Genomic DNA, 25,347 nt, shown 5'->3' on the forward strand with positions numbered 1-25,347 from the left:
GCGTCAGCGTGCCGGGTCGCGTTTCGCTTGCGGCATGCGATCACGCAGCGAATCGTAGATCGGCGGAGAACGCAGCATGGCGGGAACGATCATGGCGGCGAAGCACGATGTGAGCATCGGCAGAAGCAGCGTGAAGCTTCCTGTCATCTCCGTGGCGAGGATGATGCCCGTTATCGGCGCGCGCACGACGGCCGTGAAAAAGGCAGCCAAAGCGACGACCGCGAATGCCGTGGAATCCACGGCGACGCCAGGGAGCCAGCCGACGCAAAGTTTTCCGAAGCCGAGGCCGGCTTGCGCGCCGAGAACGAGCATCGGCGCAAACAGTCCGCCCGGCGTGCCGGCCGCGTACGACACCGCGCCAAGTGCGAAGCGCACTATAAAAATCAGCGCGATGGCGCCCAAGGAGCCAGTGCCTTCCAGCGCACGCTGTGTAATGGCGTCGCCGCCACCCACCATATCGGGCGATATCCACGCCAGCACGCCTACCGCGGCGCCCACCAGCAGGGCTCGCGCTTCGGCGGGCCAACGCGACAATCGGTCGGCGACGGCAAGCGCGCCGAGTATGGCCCGGCTGTAGGCGACCCCGAGCACACCCACAAACACTCCGAGCGCCAGGTACATCGGCATCGTTCCGAAAGCGGGGAAAGGTGGCGCTATCAGGCGGAAATCAGGCGAATCGCGATAAAACAGGCGCGCTACCGCAATCGCGCCCGCGGACGCGCCGAGTGCCGAAATTGCCGTACGGGTCTCGAACCTTCTCACCAGTTCTTCAAGCACGAACACCGCGCCTGCGATCGGCGAGTTGAATGCAGCAGCCAGCCCGGCACCGGCGCCGGCAGCCAGCAAAACCCGGCAGTCGTCCGGGTCCCGGCGAAAGAGCGTCCCGATGGCATGAGCGATCGAGGCGCCCATCTGAACAGTTGGCCCCTCGCGGCCAAGGGCTAGACCGCAACCGATAGCCAGCACACCGCCGACGAATTTCACCGGGATGAGTACAAAGTGAGCAGGTGGCTGCTCTCCGTGCAGGACGGCTTCTACATGAGGAATCCCGCTGCCGCTCGCCTGCGGTGCGAAGCGACGGACGAGCCAAACCGCAAAAGCTGTCGAGCCCGCCGTGGCGAGAACCACCATGAGTAGGCCGATAACGCTCCCGCCCTGCGCCCATGCGAGGAACAAGGTGCGAAACCTGTCGGCCTGTCCGAGCGAGCTTCGAAACAGCACTCCTAGCGACCCTGACACCGCTCCCACGATGAGCGACAGGAGCCCCAGCACGAGCAGCCCGCCGTGGTTCTCCCGGGCGGTGCGGCTGGTCATGATGGCCACACCCCGGACTACGATGGCGTGCAGGCGCCGGAGAACAGGAACACGTTCCGATGCATGGCTTAAAGTCCTATAAGTCTCTGCCGATACGCTGCGCACCTGAATGAGAGTCGCTGGCGCTTTGGCACCGGTTATCGTGGACAAACATGGCATAGGGCTTGCGTCGACCAGGCTGCACACCTCGATTGGAGAGTGCGCCCGATGAGCCAACTGCAATCTGGCCAGTGTCTTTCAGAACGTCAAGCCAATATAAGTAGTCGCTCGATTGAAACGCAATTGACCTTTGGTGTCGTATCAGACGAGGCGATTGCCCAGGTGCGTGAGCGCTCCGCCTTCGTCGGGGCGACGCTGGCACGTGACAAGTTCGCGGGGTTCATAGCGTGGCGCAGCGCAACGGCTCACTCTCACGACACAGTGAACCTCGAACAAAGTCGTTTGAATAGCCGCGCCCCTGATTCACGCCGCCAGCTGTTCCCTGATATACGCAGCGGTGCGGCTACCCTCTTCGAGCGCCACTTCAGCGGGTCTTCCGCTCACCACGATCGTTCCGCCAGCGTCTCCTGCTCCCGGGCCTACATCGATGACCCAGTCGCTTTGTGCGGCCACTCGCATATCGTGCTCGACCGTCACGACGGTGTTGCCCGCATCGACAAGTCCTTGCAGTTGCACCATCAGCCGGTCCACGTCGGCGGGATGGAGGCCAGTCGTAGGCTCGTCCAGAATGTATAAAGTGTCGCCGCGTTGTGCCCGTTGCAGCTCGGTCGCGAGCTTGATGCGCTGCGCTTCGCCACCGGATAACTCCGTGGCCGGCTGGCCGAGTCGCAGATAGCCGAGGCCAATGTCGCGCAGCGCCGTTAGCGAGCGCATCACGCCAGCCTGGTCGGCGAAGAAACTGCACGCGGCGTCGACGGTAAGGCCCAGCACTTCCGCAATGTTCTTGTCCCGCCAGGTGATTTCCAGCGTCGATTCGTTATAACGGGTGCCGTGGCATGTCGTGCAAGGCGCATAGACGCTCGGCAGAAAAAGCAGTTCGACGCTGACGAACCCTTCGCCTTCGCAGGTCGGGCAGCGGCCTTGCGCAACATTGAACGAAAAGCGGCCCGCGCTATAGCGCCGCTTGCGGGCGGCGGGTGTGTCCGCGAAAAGCTTGCGCACCTGATCGAAAAGGCCTGTGTAGGTGGCCAGATTGGAACGCGGCGTGCGTCCAATCGGCTTCTGGTCGACCCGTACGAGCCGTCTGATCGATTCCATCCCGTCGACGATGTGGCCGCTCGTCGGCATGCTACCGTTGGCGAGCAGCGGGTCCTGTTCGTCATCGTCCGGGCTTTCGATTGTTTTCCCCAGACGGCTCGCGACCAGTTCCGGCAGCGCCTGACTCACAAGGCTCGATTTGCCCGAGCCGGATATGCCCGTCACCGTCGTCAGGCAGCCGAGCGCGAACGCGACGTTCAGCCCATGCAGGTTATTGCGCGTGATATTGGCAAGCCGCAGCCAGCCTCTCGCCTCGCGCAGCGTGCGCTCAACGCTTGCCGGCGGGGCGAACAGATGCCGGCGGGTCTGTGACGCTTCAACTGCCGCGAGTCCGTCGGGCGGTCCGCTATACACAATGTGACCGCCCTCCTCGCCTGCAGCGGGACCCACGTCGACCAGCCAGTCGGCGCGCCGCATCATCTGCAGATCGTGCTCGACGACGAAGAGCGAATTGCCCGCTGCCTTCAGCGCCTGAAGCGCGCTGAAAAGCGCTTCGCCATCCGCGGGATGCAAGCCGGCCGATGGCTCATCGAGCACATACACGACTCCGAAGAGCTGCGACGACAATTGCGTGGCGAGCCGCAAGCGCTGCAATTCACCCGAAGACAGCGTCGGCGTACTGCGATCCAGGGCGAGATAACCGAGGCCCAGGTCGATGAGCGTAGTCAACCGTTCCTGAAGTTCGGCCGCAATGCGCTGCGCGGCGAGGCGCTTCTCGCCCGAAAGGTTTGGTGTGCGTCGCACGTCTGGCGAGGCCTTGTGTGCCGAGCCGCCAGCGGCCACGCGCCGCTCGACGGCATCGCGCATAGCGCTCCTGCTGAGCACATCGCCTTTGCCCTGTGTTGCCGCAACCGGCTCCTGCCACTCCCCGCGCGCGATCGGTTCAAGAAGCGCGGCGAGTCCCGCCAGAGGCAACTGCGAAAATTCGGCGATATCGAGTCCGGCGAATTTCACCGATAGCGCTTCTTTCGTGAGCCGTTTTCCGCCGCACTCCGGGCAGTCGCGCGAGACCATGTACTGAGACACGCGCTTTTTCATCAGCGCGCTTTGAGTGTTTGCAAAGGTATGCAAGACGTACCTGCGGGCGCCGGTGAACGTCCCCTGGTAGCTCGGCTCGTCTTTCCGTTTCAGCGCTGCGCGCGTCTCCTTGGGCGTGAGACCGGCGTAGACGGGCACGGTCGGCTGCTCGTCGGTAAAGAGAATCCAGTCGCGGTCTTTCTTCGGCAGATCGCGCCACGGCGTGTCGACGTCATAGCCCAGTGTGACGAGGATGTCGCGCAGGTTCTGTCCATGCCATGCGGGTGGCCACGCAGCAATCGCGCGCTCGCGGATGCTCAGCGAATCGTCGGGCACCATCGAATGTTCGGTGACTTCATACACGCGCCCTAGCCCATGACATGTCGGACAGGCGCCTTGCACCGTGTTCGGCGAAAAGTGCTCGGCGAACAGCATGGGCTGTTTGGGCGGGTAAGTTCCGGTACGCGAATACAGCATGCGCACGAGGGTGGACAGCGTAGTGACGCTTCCTACCGACGAGCGCGCGGACGGTGTGCCGCGTTGCTGTTGCAGCGCGACGGCAGGCGGCAACCCTTCGATCGCATCGACTTCGGGCACGCCGACCTGCTCGATCAAACGCCGCGCGTAAGGCGCAACCGATTCGAAGTAGCGCCGCTGGGCCTCCGCGTACAGCGTGCCGAATGCGAGCGACGACTTGCCCGAGCCCGACACACCTGTAAATACGACCAGCGCGTCCCGTGGGATCTGCACGTCGACGTTTTTCAGATTATGTTCTCGCGCGCCCCGCACGCTGACGAACCCCGTGTCTGTGCGGGAGGATGTCGAGGACGAACGGGGCTTGCGGCTGGTTACATCCATATTGGTAGGTAGCTACGGGCCAGGAACTTTAGTAAGACGCACAACGCGTGCCCGCACAAAGCGGCCGAGGCGAATTGGCGGCCCTGCGGGCCCGTCCGCAATCTACCGCTGCGCCACCGCCGCTTGCCACCCAGTGCGCGCTTCGACCCACTCGGCCAGCATCAGCAAACCGGCGTCACCGTGAGCAGCGCCTACCAGTTGCGCGCCAAGAGGCAAGCCCTGCGGCCCAAATCCCACGGGCACGGTCACGGCGGGCACGCCGAGAAAGGTCCAAGGCGCACAGAATGACGCGTCGCCCGTATAGTCGAGCCCGCGCGGCGGTTCGCCAGTGGCCGGCGCGACCAGCAGCGCATCGAGCGCCATCGCGTTGGTCAGCCAGTCGTGAAAGCGGTGTGCCATTGGCATCTGCGCCGCCTTGATGCGCGCGTAGGCGGTCGCGGGCAGCTTGCGGCCTTCTTCGACGAGACCGCGCATTGCTTCGCTCACGAGTTCGGGTGTGCGATCGACCAGTTCGCCGTGCGTGATGGCCGCTTCAACCGACATCAGTTTCAACGCATGCGCAGGCGTTTCAAAGATCTCGGCCGGCAGATCGACCGTGACGATCTCGACGCCGTCTCGCGCCAGGTGAGCCGCGAGCCTGTCGAGCGCGGCCTGCTGCGCCGGCTCGATTTCCCCGCCGGCCTGTTTCGACAGCACGCCGATGCGCCGCGACCCCGTGCCGCGCGCCGACACCTGCGCAGCGAGCCCAACGTGCGAGACGTGCGGATCGTCGGCATCCTCGCCAGTGACGAGCGCCAAAGCGTAAGCCACATCCGCGACGCGTGTCGCAAACATGCCGACGTGGTCCAGCGACCACGCCAGCGGCAACACGCCCGTGCGCGCAATCGCACCGTAAGTCGGCTTGAAGCCGACGACGCCGCAGTACGCCGCCGGCCGTATCACCGACCCCTGCGTCTGCGTACCGAGTGCGAGCGGCACGATCCCTGCCGCGACCGCCGCCGCTGAGCCACTCGACGAACCGCCCGGCGTGAACGCGTCATTCCAGGGATTGACGGTCGCGCCCGGCTTACGCCACGCGAATTCGGTCGTCACCGTCTTGCCGATGATCGACGCGCCCGCCGCACGCAAACGCGCGACCACCCACGCATCCCGATCGGGGCGCCGTCCCTTGTAGGCGGGCGAGTTGAATTCGGTCGGCATGTCGGCGGTATCGATCACGTCCTTCACCGCGACCGGCACGCCGGCCAGCGGCGAGGCCACATCGACGGCATTGACGGGCGCGGCGTCCGGCAAATAGCAGAACGCATGCAACGACGCCTGCGATTTGCACGCCGCATCGTAAGCCTGCGTGACGTACTGCTCGAGCCCGGCCTCGCCGGAGGCGACTTCAGCGCGAATCCGGCCGATGGGCGGAATCGGCGCAGTGTTGGAAGAAACAGAGAACATGGTCATGTAAGCGTCGCAAACGGTGTCATTTCGCGGCAAGCGCCGGCTGGATGTAATTCTGAACGATGAACTTATCGTAGTTCGGCTGCTGCTTCAGGTTGCCGAGCGCGATCTGCGTGTCCATCGCGACAGTCAGCGCTTTAGGCGTGATGCCGACGTTCTTCGGATACACGCCTTCGTCGAGCATACGCTTCACCGCTGCGTCGACCACTGCGGCGTCGAGTGTCGGAAATTCCTTGCGCGCGATGGCGGCCGTTTCCGCAGAATGGCTTTGCATGTACAGCAGCGCGTTTTGCAGCCCCTTCACGAACCGCGCGGCCGCATCCGGATCGACGCTGCGCTTCGCGGAGATTGACGAAAACGCGTATTCGCCATAGAGCTTCGGAAAGCCGAGCACGACTTTCATGCCCTTCGCGACCGCCTGATCCAGACCCGGCTCATACATCACCGCGATCTTCGCCTGGCCGGCAACGAGCGGTCCGATCTCCGAGCCGAGCGGCACCTGAACCAGCTTCACGTCGCTTTGCGACATGCCGTTCTCCTTCAAGAGCTTGAAGAACAGCGACGTACTGGTGGTAGGCATCTGCCCCGACACGATCACCTGATCTTTCACGTCCTTGATGCCGCTGAACTTCACATCCGGAGCAACGGCGATCCACACCGCCGCACCGTTCACGACATTAGCGATCACATCGACATCGGCGCCCTTCTCCGCGGCCACGGCCGTCCACTCCGGCCCGTGTAGCGAGAAGTCGGCGCTGCCGGACAGTACGGCCGAAAGCGCCGCGCTCGGACTGCCCGCCGTCTGCTTGTTGACGTCGAGTCCCTCCTTCTCGAAGAAGCCGCCGTCTATCGCCACATAGAGTGGCAGATAGAGCATCGACTGGAACGCCTGTGAAATAGTCACTTTCTTTCCGGCGGCCAGTGCCGGTGTTGAAACGCCTGCAACGCTCAGTGCCAAAGCGGTCGTGAGCGCGAGGAGCGCCTTTCTTGCGGTTAGTGCCATCGTCTGTCCTGTATTGAAGTGGTTGGACTGCCGGAATGCGTTAAACCTTGAGGGTGGTGGTATTCGACGCCTGCCGCCACGGCAGCAGCCTGCGTTCGAGCATGTCGATCAGGAAGTACAGGACAAAGCCGATCGCCATTAGCACGAACAGCCCCTCCCACACGGTGTTGAGGTCGTACAGGCTGGACGCGGTGAAGATCATGTGTCCGAGGCCTTTCTCCGATGAGATGAACTCGCCCACCACTGCGCCCACCAGACCGAAGCCGACGTTGATGCGGAACGTGGAGATCACGTAGGGCAGCGTGAACGGCACCACCACTTTCATGAACACGTCGTTCTTGTTCGCGCCGAGCGTGACGAGCAACGCCTGCAGGTCGGGATCGGCGTCCTTGGCCGCTTCATAGGCGGCAATCAGCGCGACGATCGCGGTAAGCGAAATGGCCAGCGCAACCTTCGAGATGAGCCCGGTGCCGAACCACAGAATCACGATCGGTGCAAAAGCGATCTTCGGCACACTATTGATCGCGACGATGAACGGCTCGATCAGCCGCGCGACGAACGGCGAATACCACAGCGCGAGTCCACACACCGAACCGACTGCCGTGCCGAACACGAAGCCGAGAATCGCTTCGAAGAGCGTATAGCCGGTGTCGATGAAAAGCTGATGCGATTGCACGTCGCGCAGGAGCGCCGCGAGAATCTTCGACGGCGAGCCGACGAGGAAATTCGATACCCAGCCAACCCGCGCCGCGCCTTCCCATATCGCAAAGAACGCTACTACGGCCGCAAGTTGCAACAGCGAACGGCCCCAGCCGCTGTCGAGCACGAAGCGCGCGCGAGGCTTCACTGCGCGTTGCTCCGGCGCCGGTTTATCGATGGAAGCGGATTGCGTCATGCTGCTTTCACCTCGGTCTGAATATCCAGCTCGCCGCATAACGCGTGAAAGTAACCGGCGAAGTTGGGGTCGCTGCGTGCGCCGATCGGCGAGCGAGCGGCTATGTCGATGTCGTAGATCTTCTTCACCTGCGAAGGCCGGCCGCCAAGTACGACGACGCGCTTCGATAAAGCGACCGCCTCGTCGATGTCGTGCGTGACGAGTACCACGGTCTTGTGAAACGTCTCTACGGCCTCCATCAGCACGCCTTCCAGATACAGGCGCGTCTGGTAGTCGAGCGCCGAGAAAGGCTCGTCCAGCAGAATGATGTCGGGATCGTTAATGAGCGTGCGGATCAGCGCCACGCGCTGACGCATGCCGCCCGACAGCATGCGCGGATACGCATTCTCGAAGCCGGCGAGCCCATACGTATTGAGGTATTCCATCGCCATGTCGTGTGCTTGCGCGGCCGGCATCTTCGAGAGCTCCGGCCCGATCAGCACGTTTTGCAGCACGGTGCGCCACGGCAGCAGCAAGTCGCGCTGCATCATGTAGCCGACCTTGCCGCGCAAGCCATCGACGCTTTGCCCGCGATAGACGATATCGCCGCTATCCGCTTCGAGCAGCCCGGCGATCACGTTGAACACCGTAGTTTTGCCGCAGCCCGAAGGCCCGATGATGCTGACGAAATCGCGCTCATGAATATCGAACGTCAGACCGCCGAGCACGTCGACGGAACCGAGTTTGTTCGAAAACGATTTACGGATATTGCGTAACGCAAGCTGAACGGACATGTCTGTTCCTCGACGACGTTTTCGGAGTGCATCGCGACAAACGCGATTGAAATCACGCGGCCTGCTGTGCCGCCAGAAAGCGCCGGCGCATCGGCTTGAGCGCAGCAATGGCGAGCAGCGCGGTAACGATGTCGAGCGTGATCGCGGTCGAAAACACCGGCACCCAGCTTCCCGCATGCTGATGCATCAACGCCGCGAGCGGGCCGCCGAAGATCGAACCGATCCCTTGCGAGATATAGAGCCAGCCGTAGTTCTCGGTGGCGTGCCGTGTGCCGAAAGTGTCCGTAAGCGTCGATGGAAACAGCGAAAAGATCTCGCCCCAGCCGAAAAACACCACGCCCGACAGCAGCACGAACAGCACTGCGTTATCGCGCGTGAGCAGCCATAGCGCCATGGCCACGCCTTCGAGCGCGAAGGCGAAAAACATCGTGTTCTCGCGCCCGACCCTGTCCGACACCCAGCCGAACAACGGTCGCGTGAGCCCGTTCGTGAAGCGGTCGATCGTCAACGCCAGCGGCAACGCCGCCATACCGAACACGAGTACCTTGGTCACGCCGAAGTCGGCGGCGAAGGTGGCCATCTGCGAGGTGACCATGAGGCCGGACGTGGACATCATGGTCATCATCGCGAACATGAGCCAGAAGAGCGGCGTCTTCAAGGTCTGCGACGGGCGAAAATTCGTGACGCCAGGCGTTGAAGCAGAGCCCGGGAGAACCGCGGCATCGTGCGCAGGCGGCACGCGCAAACCCTGCGAAGCGAGCAGGCCCACCACCGCGAACGCAATGCCGAACATCAAGAGCGTCGCATCGATGCCGCGCGCCTGCAGCGACGTGGCGATTGGAAACGTGGTGACGATTGCACCCATGCCGTAGCCCGCCGCGACCGCGCCCGCCGCGAAGCCACGGTTGGTCGGGAACCAGCGCACCATCAGCCCCACCACGCCGACATACACAATACCGGTGCCGAGACCGCCGACCAGTCCATAAGTGAGGTAGAGCATCGGCGCGCTATGCACCTGCGAGGCCAGCACCCAGCTCAGGCCCGACATGACGGTGCCTATCGAGATCAGCATGCGCGGTCCGAAGCGGTCGATCAGCTTGCCCTGAAACGGCGAGAAAAACGTCTGCAATATGATGAGCAGTGAAAACGTGACCTGTAGTTCAGGCAGCGCAACGCCGAGTTTCGCGGCGAGCGGTTTGGTCATCAGCGTCCATACATATTGCGGACTCGAAATCGCCATCATGCAGACAAGACCCAGCCCGAGCTGAAGCCAACGGTTGTGGGTCGCGCTCGACGAAGCGGCGCCGGCTTCCGTCGACGCGATGGGTGGCAACGAAGATTGCAAACGTGTGGTCATGGTGACTCCATTTACTGAGCGAATGTCTGCCGGCGATCAGCAGACGTGCAGCGTCCTCCGAGCCTGGAAGACCGGACCTGCAATCCGATTGAAAAATAGCGCGCGTGTGCGTCTACCAGCCCGCGGCTGCCCCGTCACTGCGCGGGTCGTAGCCCGCTTCGATCAATCCATCTGGATACCGAACGATTGCGCCGGCATGTCCCATTGCTTCGTCATAGGCTTGCATCGTCTCGACTTCGTGGCCGAGCGCTGCGAGCCGCGCGACGGTGTCCGGTGCGAAACGCGCTTCGAGCTTGAGCGTGTCGGTCGATTGACCCCACGTGCGGCCGAGCAGCCAGCGCGGCGCATCGATCGCGGCCTGGGGATTCCAGCCGAACGTCGCTATGCGCGAGAACACCGCGCTTTGCGACTGCGGCTGACCGTCGCCGCCCATGTTGCCGTAGACCATCGTGCGGCCATCGGCGAAACGCGCGAGCGCCGGGTTCAGCGTATGAAAAGGCCGGCGCAGCGGCATTAGCGGATTGCGCGCGCGCTCGTCGAGCGAGAAACTGCACCCGCGGTTCTGCCAGTTGATGCCCGTCCCCGCCAGCACCACGCCGCTGCCGAACTCGTGATAGATGCTCTGGATGAAGCTCACCGCAACACCGTTGCTGTCGGTCACGCCGAGCCACACCGTATCGCCGGGCCCGCGACCGGCGCCCCACGGCGCGGCTTGCGTAGACGACACTTGCGCGGCCATTGCGTCGAGCGCGGCAGGCTTCAACAGTTCCCGCGGATCGACGCGCATGTGATCCGGATCGGTGATCTCGGCATCGCGCACCGCAAACGCGAGCTTGGTTGCTTCGGCGCAGACGTGCACGAACTCGGGACCCAGCGGGTCCATCTCTTTCGTCACCGCGCGATCGAGAATGCCTAGAATCAGCAACGATACGAGCCCTTGCGTCGGCGGCGGCATGTTGTAGATCGTGCCGAGCGAGTGCTCAAGGGCGAGCGGCGTTCGCAGACGCGCCTCGTGTCGTTGCAGATCTGCGAGAGTCAGCAGCGAGCCGGCCGACTGAAGATCGCTCGCGATGCTGCGTGCAAGGTCGCCGCGATAGAAGTCGTCGAAGCCTGCGTGTGCCAGATGTTCGAGCGTCGCGGCAAGACGTGGCGCGACGAAGCGTTCGCCCGTAGCCGGCACCCGACCGTCGTGCAGGAAGGTTTCAGCGAAACCCGCGATCGGGCGCAGTTCGGCGAGACGGCTTTCTACACATTGCGACTGGCTGCGCGTGACCGGCACGCCGTGCTTCGCGTAATGGATCGCGTCTTCGAGCAGCCGCGCGACTGGCAGCCTGCCGCCGAGCGTTTCAGCCGACCAGCGATACGCGCGATGCCAGCCGGACACCGTGCCGGCCACCGTGTTGGCTGCGAGCGGGCCGCGCGTCGGTATGGCCGACAGTCCTCGTGAGCGGTACTCGTCGACGCTCGCCGCCAACGCCGCCGCACCGCACGCCTCGATGCCGACCGGCTCGGCGCCGGGACGCGAGATCAGCCAGAACCCGTCCCCGCCAATACTGTTCATGTGCGGATAGATGACGGCGATCGTCGCCGCGGCCGCGATCATCGCTTCGACGGCGTTGCCGCCTTCGCGCAAGATTGCGAGCGCGCTCTGCGCGGCAAGCGCATGAGGCGCGACCGCCATGCCGCGGGTTCCGCGGGCCGGGTTCAGGATTTCGGAGGGCATCGGTGCACGGGGCTTTTGCTTGTATACATACCCGTGCATATGCGAATACCGTGCCAGCGCCCGCACGCCGCGCAAAGGCCGATTGCAGAAGGCGCTTAACAAATTGGGGCGCTCAATGCGTGTTGCTAAATGGTGCCTCGCAACCTCGGTGGTGCATACGGCGCACTGTGAGGCTCCGAGGCGGTGCGGGCGCGCTGCAGGCGCTCGGTGGTCAGTGTGCGCACTTCCGCCCTGCTCCCTTCTATGTGCCGCCCCAATAACTCGACTGCGCGGTCAGCCGCAAGATCGCGGATGGCGGCGAGAATCGCAATGTGTTCGTTATATGTGTCGTCGATGCAATCGCCGTATACGAGGTCGAGCCGCCGCACCACGCGGATGCGGTCGGTCACGCGCTGCATTGCGGCGCTCAGCTCTGCATTGCCGGCGGCGACGACGAGCGCCTCGTGGAACGCCTCGTCGAGCGCCACCATCTCCCGGCCGTCGCGAACGCGTTGTGCGCGGGGGACGTTCCATATGCGGTCGAGCCGCTCGAGCATCTGCGACGCGGTGGCGGACAGAGTGCCGTCAGCGCCAAAGAGCCGGGTCACAGAAAACGTTTCTATGAGCTTGCGCATTTCGTACAGATCTTCGAAGCGCTTGAAGTCGATCGGCACGACTTCCCAGCCGCCGCGCACATAGCCGCGCATCAGACCGTCGCTTTGAAGACGTTGCAGCGCCTCGCGCGCCGGTGTGCGCGAAACGCCGAAGCGATCGGCGATGCTGCCTTCGGTCATACGGTCGCCCGGAAGCAGGCGCATGTCGAAGATATCGTCTCGCACGCTGAAGTACACATGGTCAGCGCGCGACGAGGGAGAGCGGGTTGTGTCTTTCACGCACGAGCCTGGGATTAACAGATCTTCCGGCAGTGACTATCGGTCACCGTCAAAACATCCGTCAACAAGAATTTAATCTGCCGGAGGCGTTGTTGATCCGAAGTTACCGACTACATGCGAGCATTGAACAACCTGTCGACCAGATCGCCCTTGTCCAGCTGCCCGACCCACCAATCGAGCGCATGTCCGCCTTTATCTTCGCGCCACGCGAGATAGCACCGCGTGTGCTCACGCACGCCGGCAATCCGTCTCGCGACGAGTTTCCCTTCACGTATGAGGCCTTCGGCCACGCGCTCAGGCAGCATGCCCACCGCGATACCTTCGCACAGCGCGCCGACCTTGGCCGCCAGCGTGGGCACGACGACGACGGGTTGGCCGTCATACGTGGCCACCGATTGAGGCTGTAGCTCGCGTGACGTGTCGCTTATGACTGCGCCGCGAAATCCGGCAATCGTGCCGCGGTCCAACGGCTCGGGTATCGCGGCGAGCGGATGACCCGGCGCCACCACGAATAGATGCCGCAGCGCTCCGATCGGCCGCGCCGCGATATTCGCCGCGTGAGGCGGCTCACCGACCGCGCCCACGGCGAGATCCGCGCGCCCCGTGATCAGCGCATCCCAGACGCCGCCAAGCACTTCGGTGGACAGGCGCAGCCGCGTGATCGTTTCCATCTCGTAGAAGCTGCGAACATACGGCCACAACGAGCCGAAGGGCAGGATTTCATCCAGACAGATGCTCAGTTCCGATTCCCAACCTCGCTGGATACCCTGCGCTTTCATTTCGAGCTGTCGCGCCGCTTTGAGCAACTGACGCCCTTCTTCCACGAGTACCCGGCCGGCTTGCGTGAGTCTCGCGCGTCTTCCGCTGCGGTCGAACAGTTCGACGCCCAGATCGCTTTCGATCTTCTGCACGAGATACGTCAGCGCCGACGGTACTCTGTGCAGCAATTCGGCGGCCTCGGCGAATGTACCTGTTCTGTCTATTACGTCCAGTACTTCAAGCGCTTCAAAAGAAAGCTTTATCGGCATTCGGCATCCTCGGTCCCGCCAAGATGTTGATACAGTGCGTCACGATGCGTGGATCGCGGCAGCACCGCTCATTGCAATTCGGAAAGGAAGACATGGAGTGCAAGGTCCGTATATGCCATAACGGCACATCGGACTGAACTGCGACTCATGCGCGGGACGGGATTGTAGAGCGGATATAAAGAAGAAGCGACAAATACCGATAAAGCAAACCAATAGCCACGGCGGATTCCCGCTGCCGGAAACCCGCCGCCGGTGCTTCAGAAAGAATGGCGCATGCCGATACGCACGTCCGCCTGCGTGCTGGTTGACGACGGCGTGAAGCTATAGCCGATTACCGCGTTCACGCCATCGGAAGCGCGCAGATAATCGCCGGAGATATACACGTCCGTGCGTTTGGACAGCAGGTAGTGAAGCCCGAGCGATCCCTGATTCCAGTGGCTCCCTTCAAATCGCGTGTGCTGATAACCGCCGTATAGCATCAACGCCGGCGTGAAAGTGTACGAAGCGCCGCCCTCGTACACCTGCATATGCGACGTTTGCCCGACCCCCTTGATCGTCGTGTAGGTGAAGTTGCCGCTCAACATCACATTGCCGATCGTGTATGCGGCGCCGACTGCAAAGGCGCCTTGCTTGTCGACAGGGAATGCAGAGGAACTGTACAGATCTGTTACTGCGCCGGTTGCAGGATCGACCGAGACGGTGGGCCTGCCCAGGAAAGTACGCGTGCCGATCATCGCATACGGATCGAATGCGTAGATGCCAAAAGGATTGTTCAACTGCGTGTACGCGGCGCCCATGTTGAACGCGCCGTGTTCATAGCGCGCGCCCACGCTCCATGCGCTCTTCTGGTGGAAGTCGCCCGCCGTATTGCCGAACGAGTACATGCCGCCAAAAGAGAAACCGGAAATATCGTTGGAGAGATACTTGATCGAGTTCGGCAGCCGGTCGCCGTTCATCCGGTCGAAGTCGCCCTGGTGAATCGCGTAACCGCTTGCCCACGCCGATATGTTGTACAGGTAGGCGAATTCTTCGGTCATGTCGAGCTGGTTACCGAACGACAGCGTGCCCCAGTTGTTCTTCAGGCCGACATACGCCTGGCGGCCGAATTCGGCACCGCCAAATCCAAGCTGTCCATTGCCCAAGTGGAAACCCGACTCGAGGACGAATATGGCCTGCAAGCCGCCGCCCAGATCTTCGACGCCCTTGAAGCCGATACGGTTGCCGTACGAAATGCCGTCGTCGAACTTGACCTGGTGGGAGCCACCGGCGTTGCTGACGTACGTGATGCCGGCGTCCAGAACGCCATACAGCGTGACGCTGCTTTGCGCGTGGACACCCGTTGGCGCGCATACGGCGCTTGCTGCAATAGCGAGTCCCGAAAGACTGACGGCATTTTTCTTCTTCATTGAATTCTCCCCTGATCTGTACCTGCGCAATTCGTTGGATAAAGCGATCCCTGCAGCGGCCGATAACAGGCGCGCAGCACTTCTCGCATGACGGGCAGTTCGAAACTGGTTGAGACCGATCGATATGGCCTGGCTGTTATTTGTCCAGCATGAAAATTCCGCCAGGCCTGCGTCGACGCGTCAAGAATACGGTTCCAGATTTACGGCGAGTCGATCGGATGCGACATGAATCTGTCGCCTTGCGACCTTATAAGCGCTCAATCAAGCGCACAATTGGAATTGCCTCTTCTACTTCACGCCAAGCGCCGTCTGAACGGCTTGCAAGCCATTCGTACCGCTCGCCGTATTCACGCCATCCAGCCATGACTTGAGCAGTTCGGGGTGGCGCTTGAGCGCTTCGGTCGCGGCTACGTCGACACCGGTCTTCTTTTCGAGTACTTCGGTGATCACTCCGTTTTCGAGGTCGACGTTGAATGTCAGTTGCCTGAAAAGGCGACCCACGTTAGGGCATTGTTCTGCGTAGCCGCTGCGCGCAACGGTGTTGACCGTGGCGCCGCCGTAGTTCGGGCCGAAGTACTTATCGCCTCCGTCGAGATAACTCAGCTTGAACTTCGTGTTCATCACATGCGGCTCCCACGCAAGAAACACGATCCACTTCTTCTCGCGTACTGCACGCTCGACTTGTGTGAGCATGCCCGTCTCGCTGGATTCGACGACCTTCCAGTTGTCGAGGCCGAACGCTTTGTCATCGACCATCTTCTTGATGTTCTGATTGGCCGGCGCGCCGGGTTCGATGCCGTAGATCCTGCTGTCGAACTTGTCGGCATTCCTGGCGAGGTCCGCGAACGAGTGAACGCCTGCTGCCGCCACGTAGTCGGGCACTGCGAGCGTGAACTTCGCATTGCTCAGGTTCGGATGAACGACCACGATCGACTTTTCTTCTTCGAAGGGTTTGACGACCGGCGCTTGCGCGGGCATCCAGTTGCCGAGAAACACGTCGATTTGCCCTTTTTTCAGGCCTTGATACGTGATCGGCACGGAAAGGTTCGCGACCTTCTGTTTATAACCGAGCGCCTTCAGCACGACGCCGGTCATCGCATTGGTCGCGTCGATATCGGTCCATCCCGGCCCCGCCATGTTCACCTGCATGCACGATTGCGGCTCGGCGGCGGAGGCGAAACTGGCTGCCGCGCATAGCAGCGCAACGCCGGACATCGCCTGTTTGAATAGCTTGTTCATCATCGCGGCTTTCCTGTGAGTGAGTGAGAAGTAAGCATGTAGCGGCCAGTCAGTGCGCGACCGCCGGGAAGCGCGCCATTGCCTCCAGCGTGTCCAGATCGATGTGATTGCGCATATAACGCTGACTTGCGTCGACCCGGGGTTGCCAGTCCCATGAAGCAACTGTGCCCTGGGTGGTGGCGGCGAAATGAAAGCGGCGACGACGCTGGCTTTGCAGCACTTCGTCGTGCAGCGCGGCAAGGTCCCAGCGCGTGGCAATCTCGTTGCGCAACGCTTCGATCTGGGCGGCGTATTCGGCTTTCGGCGCGAGGTTCTCACGCTCGAGCGGATCGGCTTCGACGTCGTACAGCTGGTCGGGGTCGGCAGGCGTGTGTATGAACTTGAAGCGCCCGCGCCGCAGCATCACGATCGGCGCAATAGCGCCTTCAGCAAGATATTCGCCGAGTGCTTCATCATGACCGCCCCGCTCCGCTCGAAGGTGCGGCACGAGACTATGTCCGTCGAGCGAATCGGGCCATGCCGCCGGTTGTTCGCCGCGCGCCAGCTCGACTAGCGTGGGCAGCAGATCGAGATGCGACACGGAAGCGTACACGCGATGCGCGTCGAATTGCTGCGGTGCGTGCACGATCAGCGGCACGCGGCAGCCGCCTTCAAAAAAGGTCATCTTGTACCAGAGGCCCCGCTCGCCGAGCATCTCGCCATGATCGGAAGTGACGACGATGATCGTGTCCTCCGCCAGCCCCGCCTGTTCGAGCGCTTCGAGAATCGCACCGAACTGATCGTCGACATAGGAAATCGCGCCGTAATAGGCGCGGCGTGCGTTGCGGATCTGCTGGTCGGTCGGCGGCGTGCGATCGGTTTCGCAAACGTGACGCAAGCGTCTGGAGTGAGGATCGGCTTCTTCGAATGAATCGCGATGCGCGGGCATGTCGATATCTTCGTCCTGATACATGTCCCAGTACTTTTGCGGAATTGCGTAAGGGTCATGAGGGTGTGTCAGCGAGGCGACCATGCAGAAAGGCCTCGCGTCTTTTCCGGCGTGTCGCTCACGGGCAATGTCGAAGAGCTTCTGGCGCGTCGTGAACGTGACTTCGTCGTCGAAGTCGAGCTGGTTCGTGCGCACGCACGGTCCGGCTTCGATAACGGAACTCATGTTGTGATACCACGTTGGACGCGCCTGGAAATCGTCCCAGTTCGGCGTCCAGCCGAAGTCGGCTGGGTAAATGTCGGTGGTGAGGCGCTCTTCGAAACCGTGCAACTGATCCGCGCCGCAGAAATGCATTTTTCCCGAGAGAATCGTGCGATATCCTTCAGCGCGAAGGTAATGTGCGAATGTCAGTGTTTGCGACGGAAATTCCGCGGCATTGTCGTACGCGCCGATTGCAGACGGAAGTTTGCCGGACAGAAAAGAAAAGCGCGACGGCGCACACAGCGGGCTTGCGCAATATGCAGAATCGAATACCACGCCCTCTTTTGCAAGGCGGTCGAGGTTAGGTGTTCTGGTAAGCGGATGTCCATAAGCGGCGAGCGCAAATGGAGTCATCTGATCGGCCATCAGAATGAGAATATTCTTTTTGCTGTCAAGCATGGAGCGCGCCTTGAATAAAATCATGGATGTCAGTGCAACTACCTATGCCGGTGCGATCGCAGACACGACTCGAAGCGACAGTGGCGGTCCGCTTGCGGCATCTACACCACTATTGCCGGTCAATTCGGCGCTGTGAAGACGGCAATTCGTTATGTGCCTATAAGGGGGCGTTATACGTGCCCACGCTGTAACCCTGATAAACTAAGGAAACCCGCGCCAGTTAAGGATCTCCGGCCTCTGCGGGTGCGCCACGTGGTACAGGGACATAAGCATGAGCGAACACGTTATCAGGCGAGGCGCACGGTACTACTACCGCCGCCGCGTGCCGATTGAACTGGTAGAAAAGCTGGACGGCAAACGGGAAGTACAGAGGGCGTTAGGTACGTCCGACCTCCGGGAGGCGCGCATACTGGCCCGCCGTGTCGGTGTAGAGGTTGACGAGTTATTCGAGCGCGCTCGTACAGGCGCGGTAGCCCCTCCCAAGCCTAGGCCAAATGTTGACCCCGCCCCCTGGTCCTCAAGGGCAGAGGAAGAGGCTTATCCTCCGCATGAGTCGGAGCTTGCTGTACCGACCGAACAAGACAAGCTTATAGCGGAGCAAAGGAGCGCACTGAACGCGTTCAAAGAAGACCTTTCCATCATCTTGGCTAGCGCACGTCAGCGCGTCCTCCATGGCGCTCACGCTATCCCGTCAATACCGACGCATACGCAAGCAACCGGGACGCCTGGAGCGGGCCTCAATGAGGCGTTCGCGGCGTGGGAGCGGATACGCCAGCCAACGCAAGAGACCAAGGCAACAATGCTGCGGGTTATCCAGCGCTTCCGGGAGGTCAAGGGTCCTGCAAAGCTGGCGGATATACAGCGCACGCACTTAACCGCGTTGCTGAATTCATTGCAGACCTCAAGCCTTGCAACACAGCGGACGTACCTGTCTATGTTCAAGGCGTTGCTATCCGCCGCCGTTAGTGCTGAGTTGATAAGCCATTGCGTAGCGGCCAACTACCGGGTTGAGGGCAAGGAAAAAGGTAAGGCCCGCATTCCGTTTGCTGTTAGTGACGTACAGTGCATACTAGATAGCTTGCCCGCAAGCGGAGCGGCCCGCTGGATACCACTACTAGCGCTGTACACCGGAGCGCGTAGAGAGGAGATAGGCCAGCTACGGCGAGAGGACATTAAGCACGAAACCTATCGAGACGCTAGCGGTAAGACCCACAAAGTACACATGCTGTACATAACAGACGATGACGATACGCAGCGGCTTAAGAACACCAATAGCCGGAGACGGGTTCCCGTGCATGCCGAGCTAATCCGCATGGGTTTCATGGATCACGTTAGCAAGCAAACTGGCCCAATCTTTCCCGAGCTTGTGCCCGATAGGACCGGGCGCGTTACGTCCGCGTTCGGCAAAGCGTTCAGCAAGTCGCTAAGAACCAAGTACGGCGTAACGGATACCCGTAAGACGTTCCACAGCTTCCGGCACCTGTTTAAGGAGGTATTGCGGGAGCATGGCGTACCTAAAGCGGTAAATGACGCGCTTACGGGCCACTCGTCAGGCGATACGGCGGAGGACTACGGCGGAGAGTTTTACCCTGTTCGCCCATTGGTGGAAGCTATGGAGAAATACGAGATACACGGATTAGAACTGGCCTCCCAAAAATGAGAAAGCATGGAAGCGTGGCCCTCTCGGACGTTGCGGCCAAGGCGTCCAGTCTCGATATCGCGTGCTCCCGCTGTGAGCGGCGGGGCCGGTATCAACTAGCGCGGCTTGTCGAGCGGCTTGGTCCAGACTTTCCAATGACGGACCTAGGAGCGGAGCTAACTGATTGCCCGAACCGGGGCGCAAGCTCGCACGACAAACGGTGCGATGTGTATTTCCCCGGCATCGTTGCGGTCCTATACGGTGACGAGTAGCCGCCGCGCTATGACTCCGCCCAAGCCGCACCCTAACTCTACCGGGGCGCGTTGTCGATAACTCCGTCTACCGCGTCCCCAACCTCCCGCGCTGCGCACCCGCCCTCGTCCATACACTCATAGAGCTTAGCCTTGGACGCCACGTATAACCGGCTGCGGGCGCTAGGTTCATCGTGCATGTGCGCGGCTAGGCAGTCCTTGAGGGCTTGCGGCGGGGCGTGTGGGTCTATTACTAAATGGTGGCACTCCTCCAGGCCAGCAAAGGCGGAGGACGTAGCCACGGACAACGCAACGGCCAACACAGTACGGAACACGAGAACCCCCTACGCGAACCCTGATGAAAAATTGCTTGCTTACGCCATAGACCTGAAACAACTTTAAAAGGGAAGCCAAGAAAGGTCATTGCACGCCCACACGCGGGGAAGCATCTCCGGATCGCACGGGCGCAGACATGCTTTCAATTCCTCCGGCGTTCCCCTTCTCATCGTCTCGTCGCACCGTTCCGCACAAGCCATCATTTCCGGACTTTCGACCTTTTGCGCGTCTCGCCGACCGCGAGACTTTGCAGCCAACAAGCCTGTAGAGTCGACGTACTGAGTTCGCGGAAGCAGATATAGGGTAAGATGATTCAACCTATCCGCCTCCTCCGTCCAGCTTTTGATTACCGGTTGCGGAACGTTAGCGCGGTCTGTCTCAATTTGAGGGAACATAGCTTTGGTGTTTGCCTGTTCCGCACGAATCACCGCCATGCAATACGACGCTCTGAGGTCGGTATCTGTCGGCGGGGCGTCCTGAGCAAAAGCAGGCCATGCCGTACAGAGCGTTACCATCATTGTGAAGATCAACCTTGGTTTTCTCTGCCCCATTCCATTCTCCTCAAGCATAGCGCGTCACGTTAAAGCCAAAGGTAAATCGAGCCCGTGCGCTTATTTCCCCGGCCTTTCCGCGATTCTAAGGCGGGACGAGTAGCCCAAGACACTCACGTTGCATTACAACCATCCCCGTGGTGGCACGGGAATCCCTTAATTGCCCTTGGCAGTGGCCACGGCGTAGCAGGCAGCGTCGAGGAAACGCTCTCCGTCTGAATCAGGTACCACGTCCCGAATCTCCCCCCACTTGTCGGTACGTAAGGCGACCTGCCCTCTATTCAAAAAGACCGCGAAACCGCTCGCGGCTCGGCGGGTTTTGCAGAAGAACCGATTGTTGTATTTGACAGTGTCAAACGGCTTGCCATTAAGGTATTGGGTCGATGTGTATTCCACCTTGACCCATCCTCGCACTTCCCCGTCCTGCACCTCCCGCATCGAATTTGCATCGATAGAATAGGAGACATCTGAATTTGACCCCATGTCTACCCAATCTGCCGCATGCGCCGCGCCAAAGCTCGCCATTGCGGCCAGCGCCGCCAACCCCTGTTTTGCCTTCTTCATTCTTCTCTCTCATCGGTCTATCTCAGTCGCAGGCGTGCGGACAACGATTCGTAGCGCCATCCCGTATATCGGCACTAGGCGCACAATCTTGATGGATCGCCAGGAGATTGCGGAGGCTCTGTGGTTGGCCGACCAAGATAGAGGACTGCCGGGGCTAGTGCAATTCCGTTACCATATCGGCGGCCGACCGTTAAGGCTGGACCCGGCTTCGCCAGGGCGAAACACGGGATAGGCTGCCACTGCGGGGTTTCGCCGGCCCGATAGAAGAATACCGGCCCAATACATATGCGCTACGCGATACCATGAAATTCACGCGGCACAAAGGCGAGCCAACACAAAAGGGAAACCCGCATAAATTAACGCGGAACCAGCACGTTTTCCCGAGAATGAGCATAGAAAGGTTCTATAACGAAAGAGATAGGGTATCGGCGATACTCAAAACCGAAAATCGTAGACTGTCAGACATTGACTCAAAACACATTATCTTTTGCGCGGACCGAGCCTGGGATCAAAGAGCCGAGGCTGGATACATGGCAAATATCGAGCGAGAATTTCAATTTCTTGCAGAGCGAATACTAGCCGAAGATCTTCGCTGGTGGACACTAAAACACGCTGTGATAACGCGCTTCTACGCGCTGTGGGAATTACGTGCTCGCTACTCATCAAGTCCCGTTCCCGCACCTAGACTCCGCGACGTACTTCCCGGCGCATTGCTATCGAAAGATCAAAAGGAAATACTGGAATCAAAACATTACCTTTATGCGGACGATGACGGGAGCTTCCCGAGTCGCCAGATGACAGGCTTAAGAATTCAATTCGAGTTAGACCAAAGGTCCGCCCAACTTAGCAATACTCAATGGCGGGTTTGTAAGGCGGAAGCATGGGCCGGAGAGTTTCTGGTTCCAGACCGACCAACCGTGTTGTGTATCCCACTAGCCCCGAGGATTGCGTTAGTTGGAAATTCAGATATAACAATTGCCAACGCCGATACCCTGCGATTCTTTAACCTTATTGCCGCCGCTGGTAGCGACAAATTTATTTTCGCTCGCGACTTCTCGCTCTGCTTTCCTAACCGAAAATGATTGCACTACAACCCTGCTTAGGCCTAGGCTTAATGACCTCAAAGACGCGGGCCGATTCTTCTATGATTTCTTGCTTGGTCGGATTTCCGAGTACTTGCAAGTCGCTTGCTAATGTTTGACTGTTAGCCATAACCCGGCGATCCTCCAGCACAGCCCCTAAACGTCTCCGCTTGCGTGACTTATCCGTAGAGCGAATACCGGGATATTTGTGAGCTATCCAAAACTCAATTACGGTATCGAGATCAACTACAAGACCGCCCCTACGGTTGCGCATCTTAAGAACATAAGTTACAAACTCTCGCTCACCGGGTGCGCATCGCTGGATTCGACCGATAGTATCTAACATGCGCTCCGATATGGACTTAGCCATAGGAATACGAATACCGTTTTCACGGGCCGATTTCTTAGTAAGTATTTCGCCTGTACTAGTATCAAGCCAAGTATCAGCCTCGACCGTGGTTACCGTGGACCGACGAAAGCCCTTAACACTAAACCAGCCAGCCACCTTTAACTTGGTCCTAGACACTCCTTTAAACTGGCCTGATACCGGTATGTAACGAGCCTCCTCTATCGGCACTACTTTCTTAATACTAGCAGCTAACCGACCAAGGTATTGGTAAGGATGCTCAATAGTATTAGCGCTTGTGCTATACGTTGCCTGATGCTCGCGTATCTCCTCATTGGTAATTATTCTAATTACAAACAAGTGAGGATACTGGATTCTATCCGGATCAATAGCCCGGTCTGCCGCCTCTGCAATCGCATCGTTTAAATTGTACGTCATGTATCCCGATTCACTCCACGAGTCATGCTTTCTATATATTAGGCAGAATCGCTGAAAGCCCCGTCCAGAAAGGAATTCAGCTTTTCAAATGTGCTGTTTTACCGCAGATTTGAGAGATTAGAACGCACTACCAGCTACCATCTAGCGGCATTCCATCTGGTCCGAATGCACGTTTAACCTTAAAGCCTCGGTCTCTATTGGTCTTATCCACATGGCACGGGTTACACAGGTATTGCAAGTTAGTATCATCATTAGAACCACCTTGCTCCAGTGGCTTAACGTGGTCTACTACACCGTGCGTATCTACCCGCTTACACATACAGCATGTGTATTGGTCTCGTTGTCTAACTCGCTCTCGTATCTTTCCCCAAGCGTAGCCGCTAAGATCATCAATACGTGGTGCGGTAGTAGCTGCTAAGCGTTGTTTCTGTTTGGTCGTTAATGGCTTGCCATTGCGTTTAGCCACGTTAGTTACGGCACAGCTAGGACAGCGCCACTCCATACCTGTGTAACCTGGCTCAGGCCATTTGTGCTTAACGCATTCGAATACGTGGTTCAATGAAAATTCTCCGAAAATTGGTCAAAAAAGGGGTTGACGGAAGGAATATTCCGTATAGGTACGGGGGGTATGTTGAATTGCGCAAGGGTTAAGGCTCAGCGCCGACAGGTTCCATCCGTTTTATCCTTAAGTCCAAAGAATTCTTAGGAATCGCGGACGAAAAACAAAGGCCTTAGCGATAAGCTGGTAAATCTATGGCCACATCCGCAATATCAGATTTATTATCTTGTCGCCGTATGCCCATATCGCCGTCCCAATAGCCCCCACGACAAAGACCCTCTGATCCAACGCCTTATATTCTTCTGAGAATGGCGCAGCCTCCCCATTCTTGATTATTTTGTTTTGAAGCCTAGCCACCTGCTTGAACTGCACGCAGGCAACGATGAACAAGGTGATTGCACCCGACGGACCGAACCAATCTGCGCAACCTCGCCAGAGGTCCAAAACAAGCCACGGCACGGGTACTAATAAAGCGACGTCAAGCCAGCGCCTGCCTCGTCGATATGCCGCAGCCAATCCGGCATCTACCTTTGTGATTCGCCTTTCCGTCATGTCGGACTCCTTGGAGCGCAAACAGGACCACATACTCGCCTATTTTGCTCGTTGTGAGCGCGCACGTGTGAGGCTAGGACGGCCCGGGGTACCTTCCGGTTACGTCTCTATACCCTCTGCTAATGGAGCGGCTTCTAGGTACGAATGGAGCGGCATTCCAAAGGCTTTGGTGATCCACAGACCCCGCCTATTGCGCTGCATTCCATCGGCTAGCATTTCGCCCACGCTCTTGCATCGTCGGTTGGCCGGTTGATAGGTACCGTCTGCGAGTCTTACGCCATAGCTCCCGATCCTATGTGCATCGAAGCCCCGCGAGGAGCGAAAACGCTCCCCACAGGACGGACACAGATTGTTGTCGTTAGACTGGCGCAACTTCGCTACCTTGGTCCGTAACCACGAATGCCCGTAGCTGGCTTAGCAAACCCTCGATAGCCGCAAGCTCAAACTCTCGGGCCTTTGCCGGGTCAACCTTGGCCAGTTTTTGGATAGACCGATGAACGTCATACGCGGCAATGCTAGCCTTACGCATCGACTCGCCTAACTCAAACAGCTTACTCTGTCTTTTCATCTGCACTCCTATTAAACGTATTTATATTTAAGCTTATAACTGTACGAACCTTGGCGGCGCATTCGCTGGTTCATGCCCGAATCCTGCTGTCACTAGAACACCCCGTAAAAGACCCACCCCGTTACGGGGTACCTGTAGCTAGTCCCGCCGTCCGTGTCGTACACCCAGGAGATACCGCCAGCGTTAATTGTGAACATAGGAGGCGGTGTGACCTGGTTGGTGTGCTTAAACAGGAAGTCTGGTTGGAAAGAATAAAAAGCCGTGCCTTGGCTGAGGTCCGCTGAGACACCCGCGTTGAACCCTTGAACTTGGGCGCGGCCCACGATACGGCCCAATCTATCGGAGGAGTCCAGGATAACACCCCGGAGCTAGACCAAATCTGTAATCCGGCTAAGCTCATACCGCACGCTCCATATGTTGCTGTTGAAAGAACGCGGCCCGCTCGAAGTGCGCTCTGCCCTCCGCAAGTGCCGCAGTAACGCGCTTAATCGACCTGCTAGGGAGCAACCATAGGCGGTTAGCCTCGTCCCGCGCGTTATTACCGGCGCAAAGGTGGTACTGGGCCATGCTCAGGCTATAGCCATACTTACCCTTGCGTACCCGCACACCGCGCTCAAGCCGGTCGTCCAACTCATTGAGAGAGTCGCACTTGACCATCCCTTGAGACCGTCCGTACAAAGCC

At 59.7% G+C, this 25,347-nt stretch carries 19 protein-coding genes; 3 read left to right on the forward strand and 16 right to left on the reverse strand.

The window, feature by feature from the left end; genetic code table 11:
* Positions 1-3 precede the first annotated feature (3 nt).
* The 13 genes from clcA to betC form a co-directional block, all read right to left on the reverse strand.
* Complete coding sequence (clcA, locus tag RW095_RS22145) at positions 4-1,314, reverse strand: H(+)/Cl(-) exchange transporter ClcA (RefSeq protein WP_317018369.1); 1,311 nt, start codon at positions 1,312-1,314, stop codon at positions 4-6.
* Positions 1,315-1,776: 462 nt separating this feature from the next.
* The gene (locus RW095_RS22150) at positions 1,777-4,446 is read right to left on the reverse strand and encodes an excinuclease ABC subunit UvrA (RefSeq protein WP_317018370.1); all 2,670 of its coding nucleotides are present in this window, start codon (positions 4,444-4,446) and stop codon (positions 1,777-1,779) included.
* Between the two features lie 102 nt (positions 4,447-4,548).
* Positions 4,549-5,898, reverse strand: a complete 1,350-nt coding sequence (locus RW095_RS22155; RefSeq protein ID WP_317018371.1) for an amidase — start codon at positions 5,896-5,898, stop codon at positions 4,549-4,551.
* 19 nt (positions 5,899-5,917) lie between these two features.
* A complete protein-coding gene (locus RW095_RS22160) occupies positions 5,918-6,898 on the reverse strand; it encodes an ABC transporter substrate-binding protein (RefSeq protein WP_317018372.1) in 981 nt (326 codons plus the stop codon).
* A 40-nt stretch (positions 6,899-6,938) separates the two neighbouring features.
* Complete coding sequence (locus tag RW095_RS22165) at positions 6,939-7,793, reverse strand: ABC transporter permease (protein ID WP_317018374.1); 855 nt, start codon at positions 7,791-7,793, stop codon at positions 6,939-6,941.
* The gene (locus RW095_RS22170; RefSeq protein WP_128584464.1) at positions 7,790-8,566 is read right to left on the reverse strand and encodes an ABC transporter ATP-binding protein; all 777 of its coding nucleotides are present in this window, start codon (positions 8,564-8,566) and stop codon (positions 7,790-7,792) included. Before RW095_RS22170 ends, RW095_RS22165 begins: the two co-directional genes overlap by 4 nt.
* Positions 8,567-8,618: 52 nt before the next feature.
* Positions 8,619-9,923 carry an oxalate/formate MFS antiporter gene (gene oxlT, locus RW095_RS22175; protein ID WP_317018376.1) on the reverse strand — a complete coding sequence of 435 codons (1,305 nt, stop codon included), beginning with the start codon at positions 9,921-9,923 and terminating at the stop codon, positions 8,619-8,621.
* A 112-nt stretch (positions 9,924-10,035) separates the two neighbouring features.
* Positions 10,036-11,646: a gamma-glutamyltransferase family protein gene (locus tag RW095_RS22180; RefSeq protein ID WP_317018377.1), complete on the reverse strand. Its 1,611-nt coding sequence runs from the start codon at positions 11,644-11,646 to the stop codon at positions 10,036-10,038.
* A gap of 125 nt (positions 11,647-11,771) precedes the next feature.
* Positions 11,772-12,518, reverse strand: a complete 747-nt coding sequence (locus RW095_RS22185; protein WP_317018378.1) for a GntR family transcriptional regulator — start codon at positions 12,516-12,518, stop codon at positions 11,772-11,774.
* Between the two features lie 110 nt (positions 12,519-12,628).
* On the reverse strand, positions 12,629-13,546 hold the full coding sequence (locus RW095_RS22190; RefSeq protein WP_317018380.1) for a LysR substrate-binding domain-containing protein: 918 nt from the start codon (positions 13,544-13,546) through the stop codon (positions 12,629-12,631).
* A 257-nt stretch (positions 13,547-13,803) separates the two neighbouring features.
* Positions 13,804-14,952, reverse strand: coding sequence for a porin (locus RW095_RS22195; RefSeq protein WP_317018381.1), 1,149 nt, complete (start codon positions 14,950-14,952; stop codon positions 13,804-13,806).
* A 288-nt stretch (positions 14,953-15,240) separates the two neighbouring features.
* Entirely contained in the window at positions 15,241-16,194 is a 954-nt protein-coding gene (locus tag RW095_RS22200) for a choline ABC transporter substrate-binding protein (protein ID WP_317018382.1), read from the reverse strand.
* 46 nt (positions 16,195-16,240) lie between these two features.
* Positions 16,241-17,779, reverse strand: coding sequence for a choline-sulfatase (gene betC, locus RW095_RS22205; RefSeq protein ID WP_317018383.1), 1,539 nt, complete (start codon positions 17,777-17,779; stop codon positions 16,241-16,243).
* Positions 17,780-17,789: 10 nt separating this feature from the next.
* On the opposite strand from betC, the gene RW095_RS22210 reads away from it, so the two are divergent.
* Together RW095_RS22210 and RW095_RS22215 are read left to right on the forward strand one after the other, a co-directional pair.
* Positions 17,790-17,915, forward strand: a complete 126-nt coding sequence (locus RW095_RS22210) for a hypothetical protein (protein ID WP_317018384.1) — start codon at positions 17,790-17,792, stop codon at positions 17,913-17,915.
* A 135-nt stretch (positions 17,916-18,050) separates the two neighbouring features.
* Positions 18,051-19,439 (forward strand): site-specific integrase, encoded by a 1,389-nt coding sequence (locus RW095_RS22215; RefSeq protein WP_317018386.1) that lies wholly within the window; start codon positions 18,051-18,053, stop codon positions 19,437-19,439.
* A gap of 1,273 nt (positions 19,440-20,712) precedes the next feature.
* Here the strand turns inward: RW095_RS22215 and RW095_RS22220 are convergent.
* Positions 20,713-21,120: a surface-adhesin E family protein gene (locus RW095_RS22220; RefSeq protein ID WP_317018387.1), complete on the reverse strand. Its 408-nt coding sequence runs from the start codon at positions 21,118-21,120 to the stop codon at positions 20,713-20,715.
* 530 nt (positions 21,121-21,650) lie between these two features.
* Between RW095_RS22220 and RW095_RS22225 the strand changes: the two genes are divergently transcribed.
* Positions 21,651-22,202 carry a hypothetical protein gene (locus RW095_RS22225; RefSeq protein WP_317018389.1) on the forward strand — a complete coding sequence of 184 codons (552 nt, stop codon included), beginning with the start codon at positions 21,651-21,653 and terminating at the stop codon, positions 22,200-22,202.
* Here the strand turns inward: RW095_RS22225 and RW095_RS22230 are convergent.
* Both RW095_RS22230 and RW095_RS22235 read right to left on the reverse strand, forming a co-directional pair.
* Positions 22,189-22,986: a hypothetical protein gene (locus RW095_RS22230; RefSeq protein WP_317018390.1), complete on the reverse strand. Its 798-nt coding sequence runs from the start codon at positions 22,984-22,986 to the stop codon at positions 22,189-22,191. The genes RW095_RS22225 and RW095_RS22230 overlap by 14 nt on opposite strands.
* A 127-nt stretch (positions 22,987-23,113) precedes the next feature.
* Complete coding sequence (locus RW095_RS22235; protein WP_317019930.1) at positions 23,114-23,488, reverse strand: HNH endonuclease; 375 nt, start codon at positions 23,486-23,488, stop codon at positions 23,114-23,116.
* Positions 23,489-25,347 lie beyond the last annotated feature (1,859 nt).

Source organism: Paraburkholderia kirstenboschensis (assembly GCF_032806925.1).
Taxonomy (GTDB): Bacteria; Pseudomonadota; Gammaproteobacteria; order Burkholderiales; family Burkholderiaceae; genus Paraburkholderia; species Paraburkholderia kirstenboschensis.

What these genes read in the sequence shown, in the direction of transcription:
- RW095_RS22155 (WP_317018371.1), bottom strand. Translation starts at nt 5,898, where the DNA reads ATGACCATGTTCTCTGTTTCTTCCAACACTGCGCCGATTCCGCCCATC.
- RW095_RS22215 (WP_317018386.1), top strand. Translation starts at nt 18,051, where the DNA reads ATGAGCGAACACGTTATCAGGCGAGGCGCACGGTACTACTACCGCCGC.
- RW095_RS22200 (WP_317018382.1), bottom strand. Translation starts at nt 16,194, where the DNA reads ATGATGAACAAGCTATTCAAACAGGCGATGTCCGGCGTTGCGCTGCTA.
- RW095_RS22190 (WP_317018380.1), bottom strand. Translation starts at nt 13,546, where the DNA reads ATGCCGATAAAGCTTTCTTTTGAAGCGCTTGAAGTACTGGACGTAATA.
- RW095_RS22160 (WP_317018372.1), bottom strand. Translation starts at nt 6,898, where the DNA reads ATGGCACTAACCGCAAGAAAGGCGCTCCTCGCGCTCACGACCGCTTTG.
- RW095_RS22180 (WP_317018377.1), bottom strand. Translation starts at nt 11,646, where the DNA reads ATGCCCTCCGAAATCCTGAACCCGGCCCGCGGAACCCGCGGCATGGCG.
- RW095_RS22225 (WP_317018389.1), top strand. Translation starts at nt 21,651, where the DNA reads ATGGCAAATATCGAGCGAGAATTTCAATTTCTTGCAGAGCGAATACTA.
- RW095_RS22230 (WP_317018390.1), bottom strand. Translation starts at nt 22,986, where the DNA reads ATGACGTACAATTTAAACGATGCGATTGCAGAGGCGGCAGACCGGGCT.
- RW095_RS22150 (WP_317018370.1), bottom strand. Translation starts at nt 4,446, where the DNA reads ATGGATGTAACCAGCCGCAAGCCCCGTTCGTCCTCGACATCCTCCCGC.
- RW095_RS22235 (WP_317019930.1), bottom strand. Translation starts at nt 23,488, where the DNA reads ATGGAGTGGCGCTGTCCTAGCTGTGCCGTAACTAACGTGGCTAAACGC.
- RW095_RS22220 (WP_317018387.1), bottom strand. Translation starts at nt 21,120, where the DNA reads ATGAAGAAGGCAAAACAGGGGTTGGCGGCGCTGGCCGCAATGGCGAGC.
- oxlT (WP_317018376.1), bottom strand. Translation starts at nt 9,923, where the DNA reads ATGACCACACGTTTGCAATCTTCGTTGCCACCCATCGCGTCGACGGAA.
- RW095_RS22195 (WP_317018381.1), bottom strand. Translation starts at nt 14,952, where the DNA reads ATGAAGAAGAAAAATGCCGTCAGTCTTTCGGGACTCGCTATTGCAGCA.
- RW095_RS22170 (WP_128584464.1), bottom strand. Translation starts at nt 8,566, where the DNA reads ATGTCCGTTCAGCTTGCGTTACGCAATATCCGTAAATCGTTTTCGAAC.
- betC (WP_317018383.1), bottom strand. Translation starts at nt 17,779, where the DNA reads ATGCTTGACAGCAAAAAGAATATTCTCATTCTGATGGCCGATCAGATG.
- clcA (WP_317018369.1), bottom strand. Translation starts at nt 1,314, where the DNA reads ATGACCAGCCGCACCGCCCGGGAGAACCACGGCGGGCTGCTCGTGCTG.
- RW095_RS22165 (WP_317018374.1), bottom strand. Translation starts at nt 7,793, where the DNA reads ATGACGCAATCCGCTTCCATCGATAAACCGGCGCCGGAGCAACGCGCA.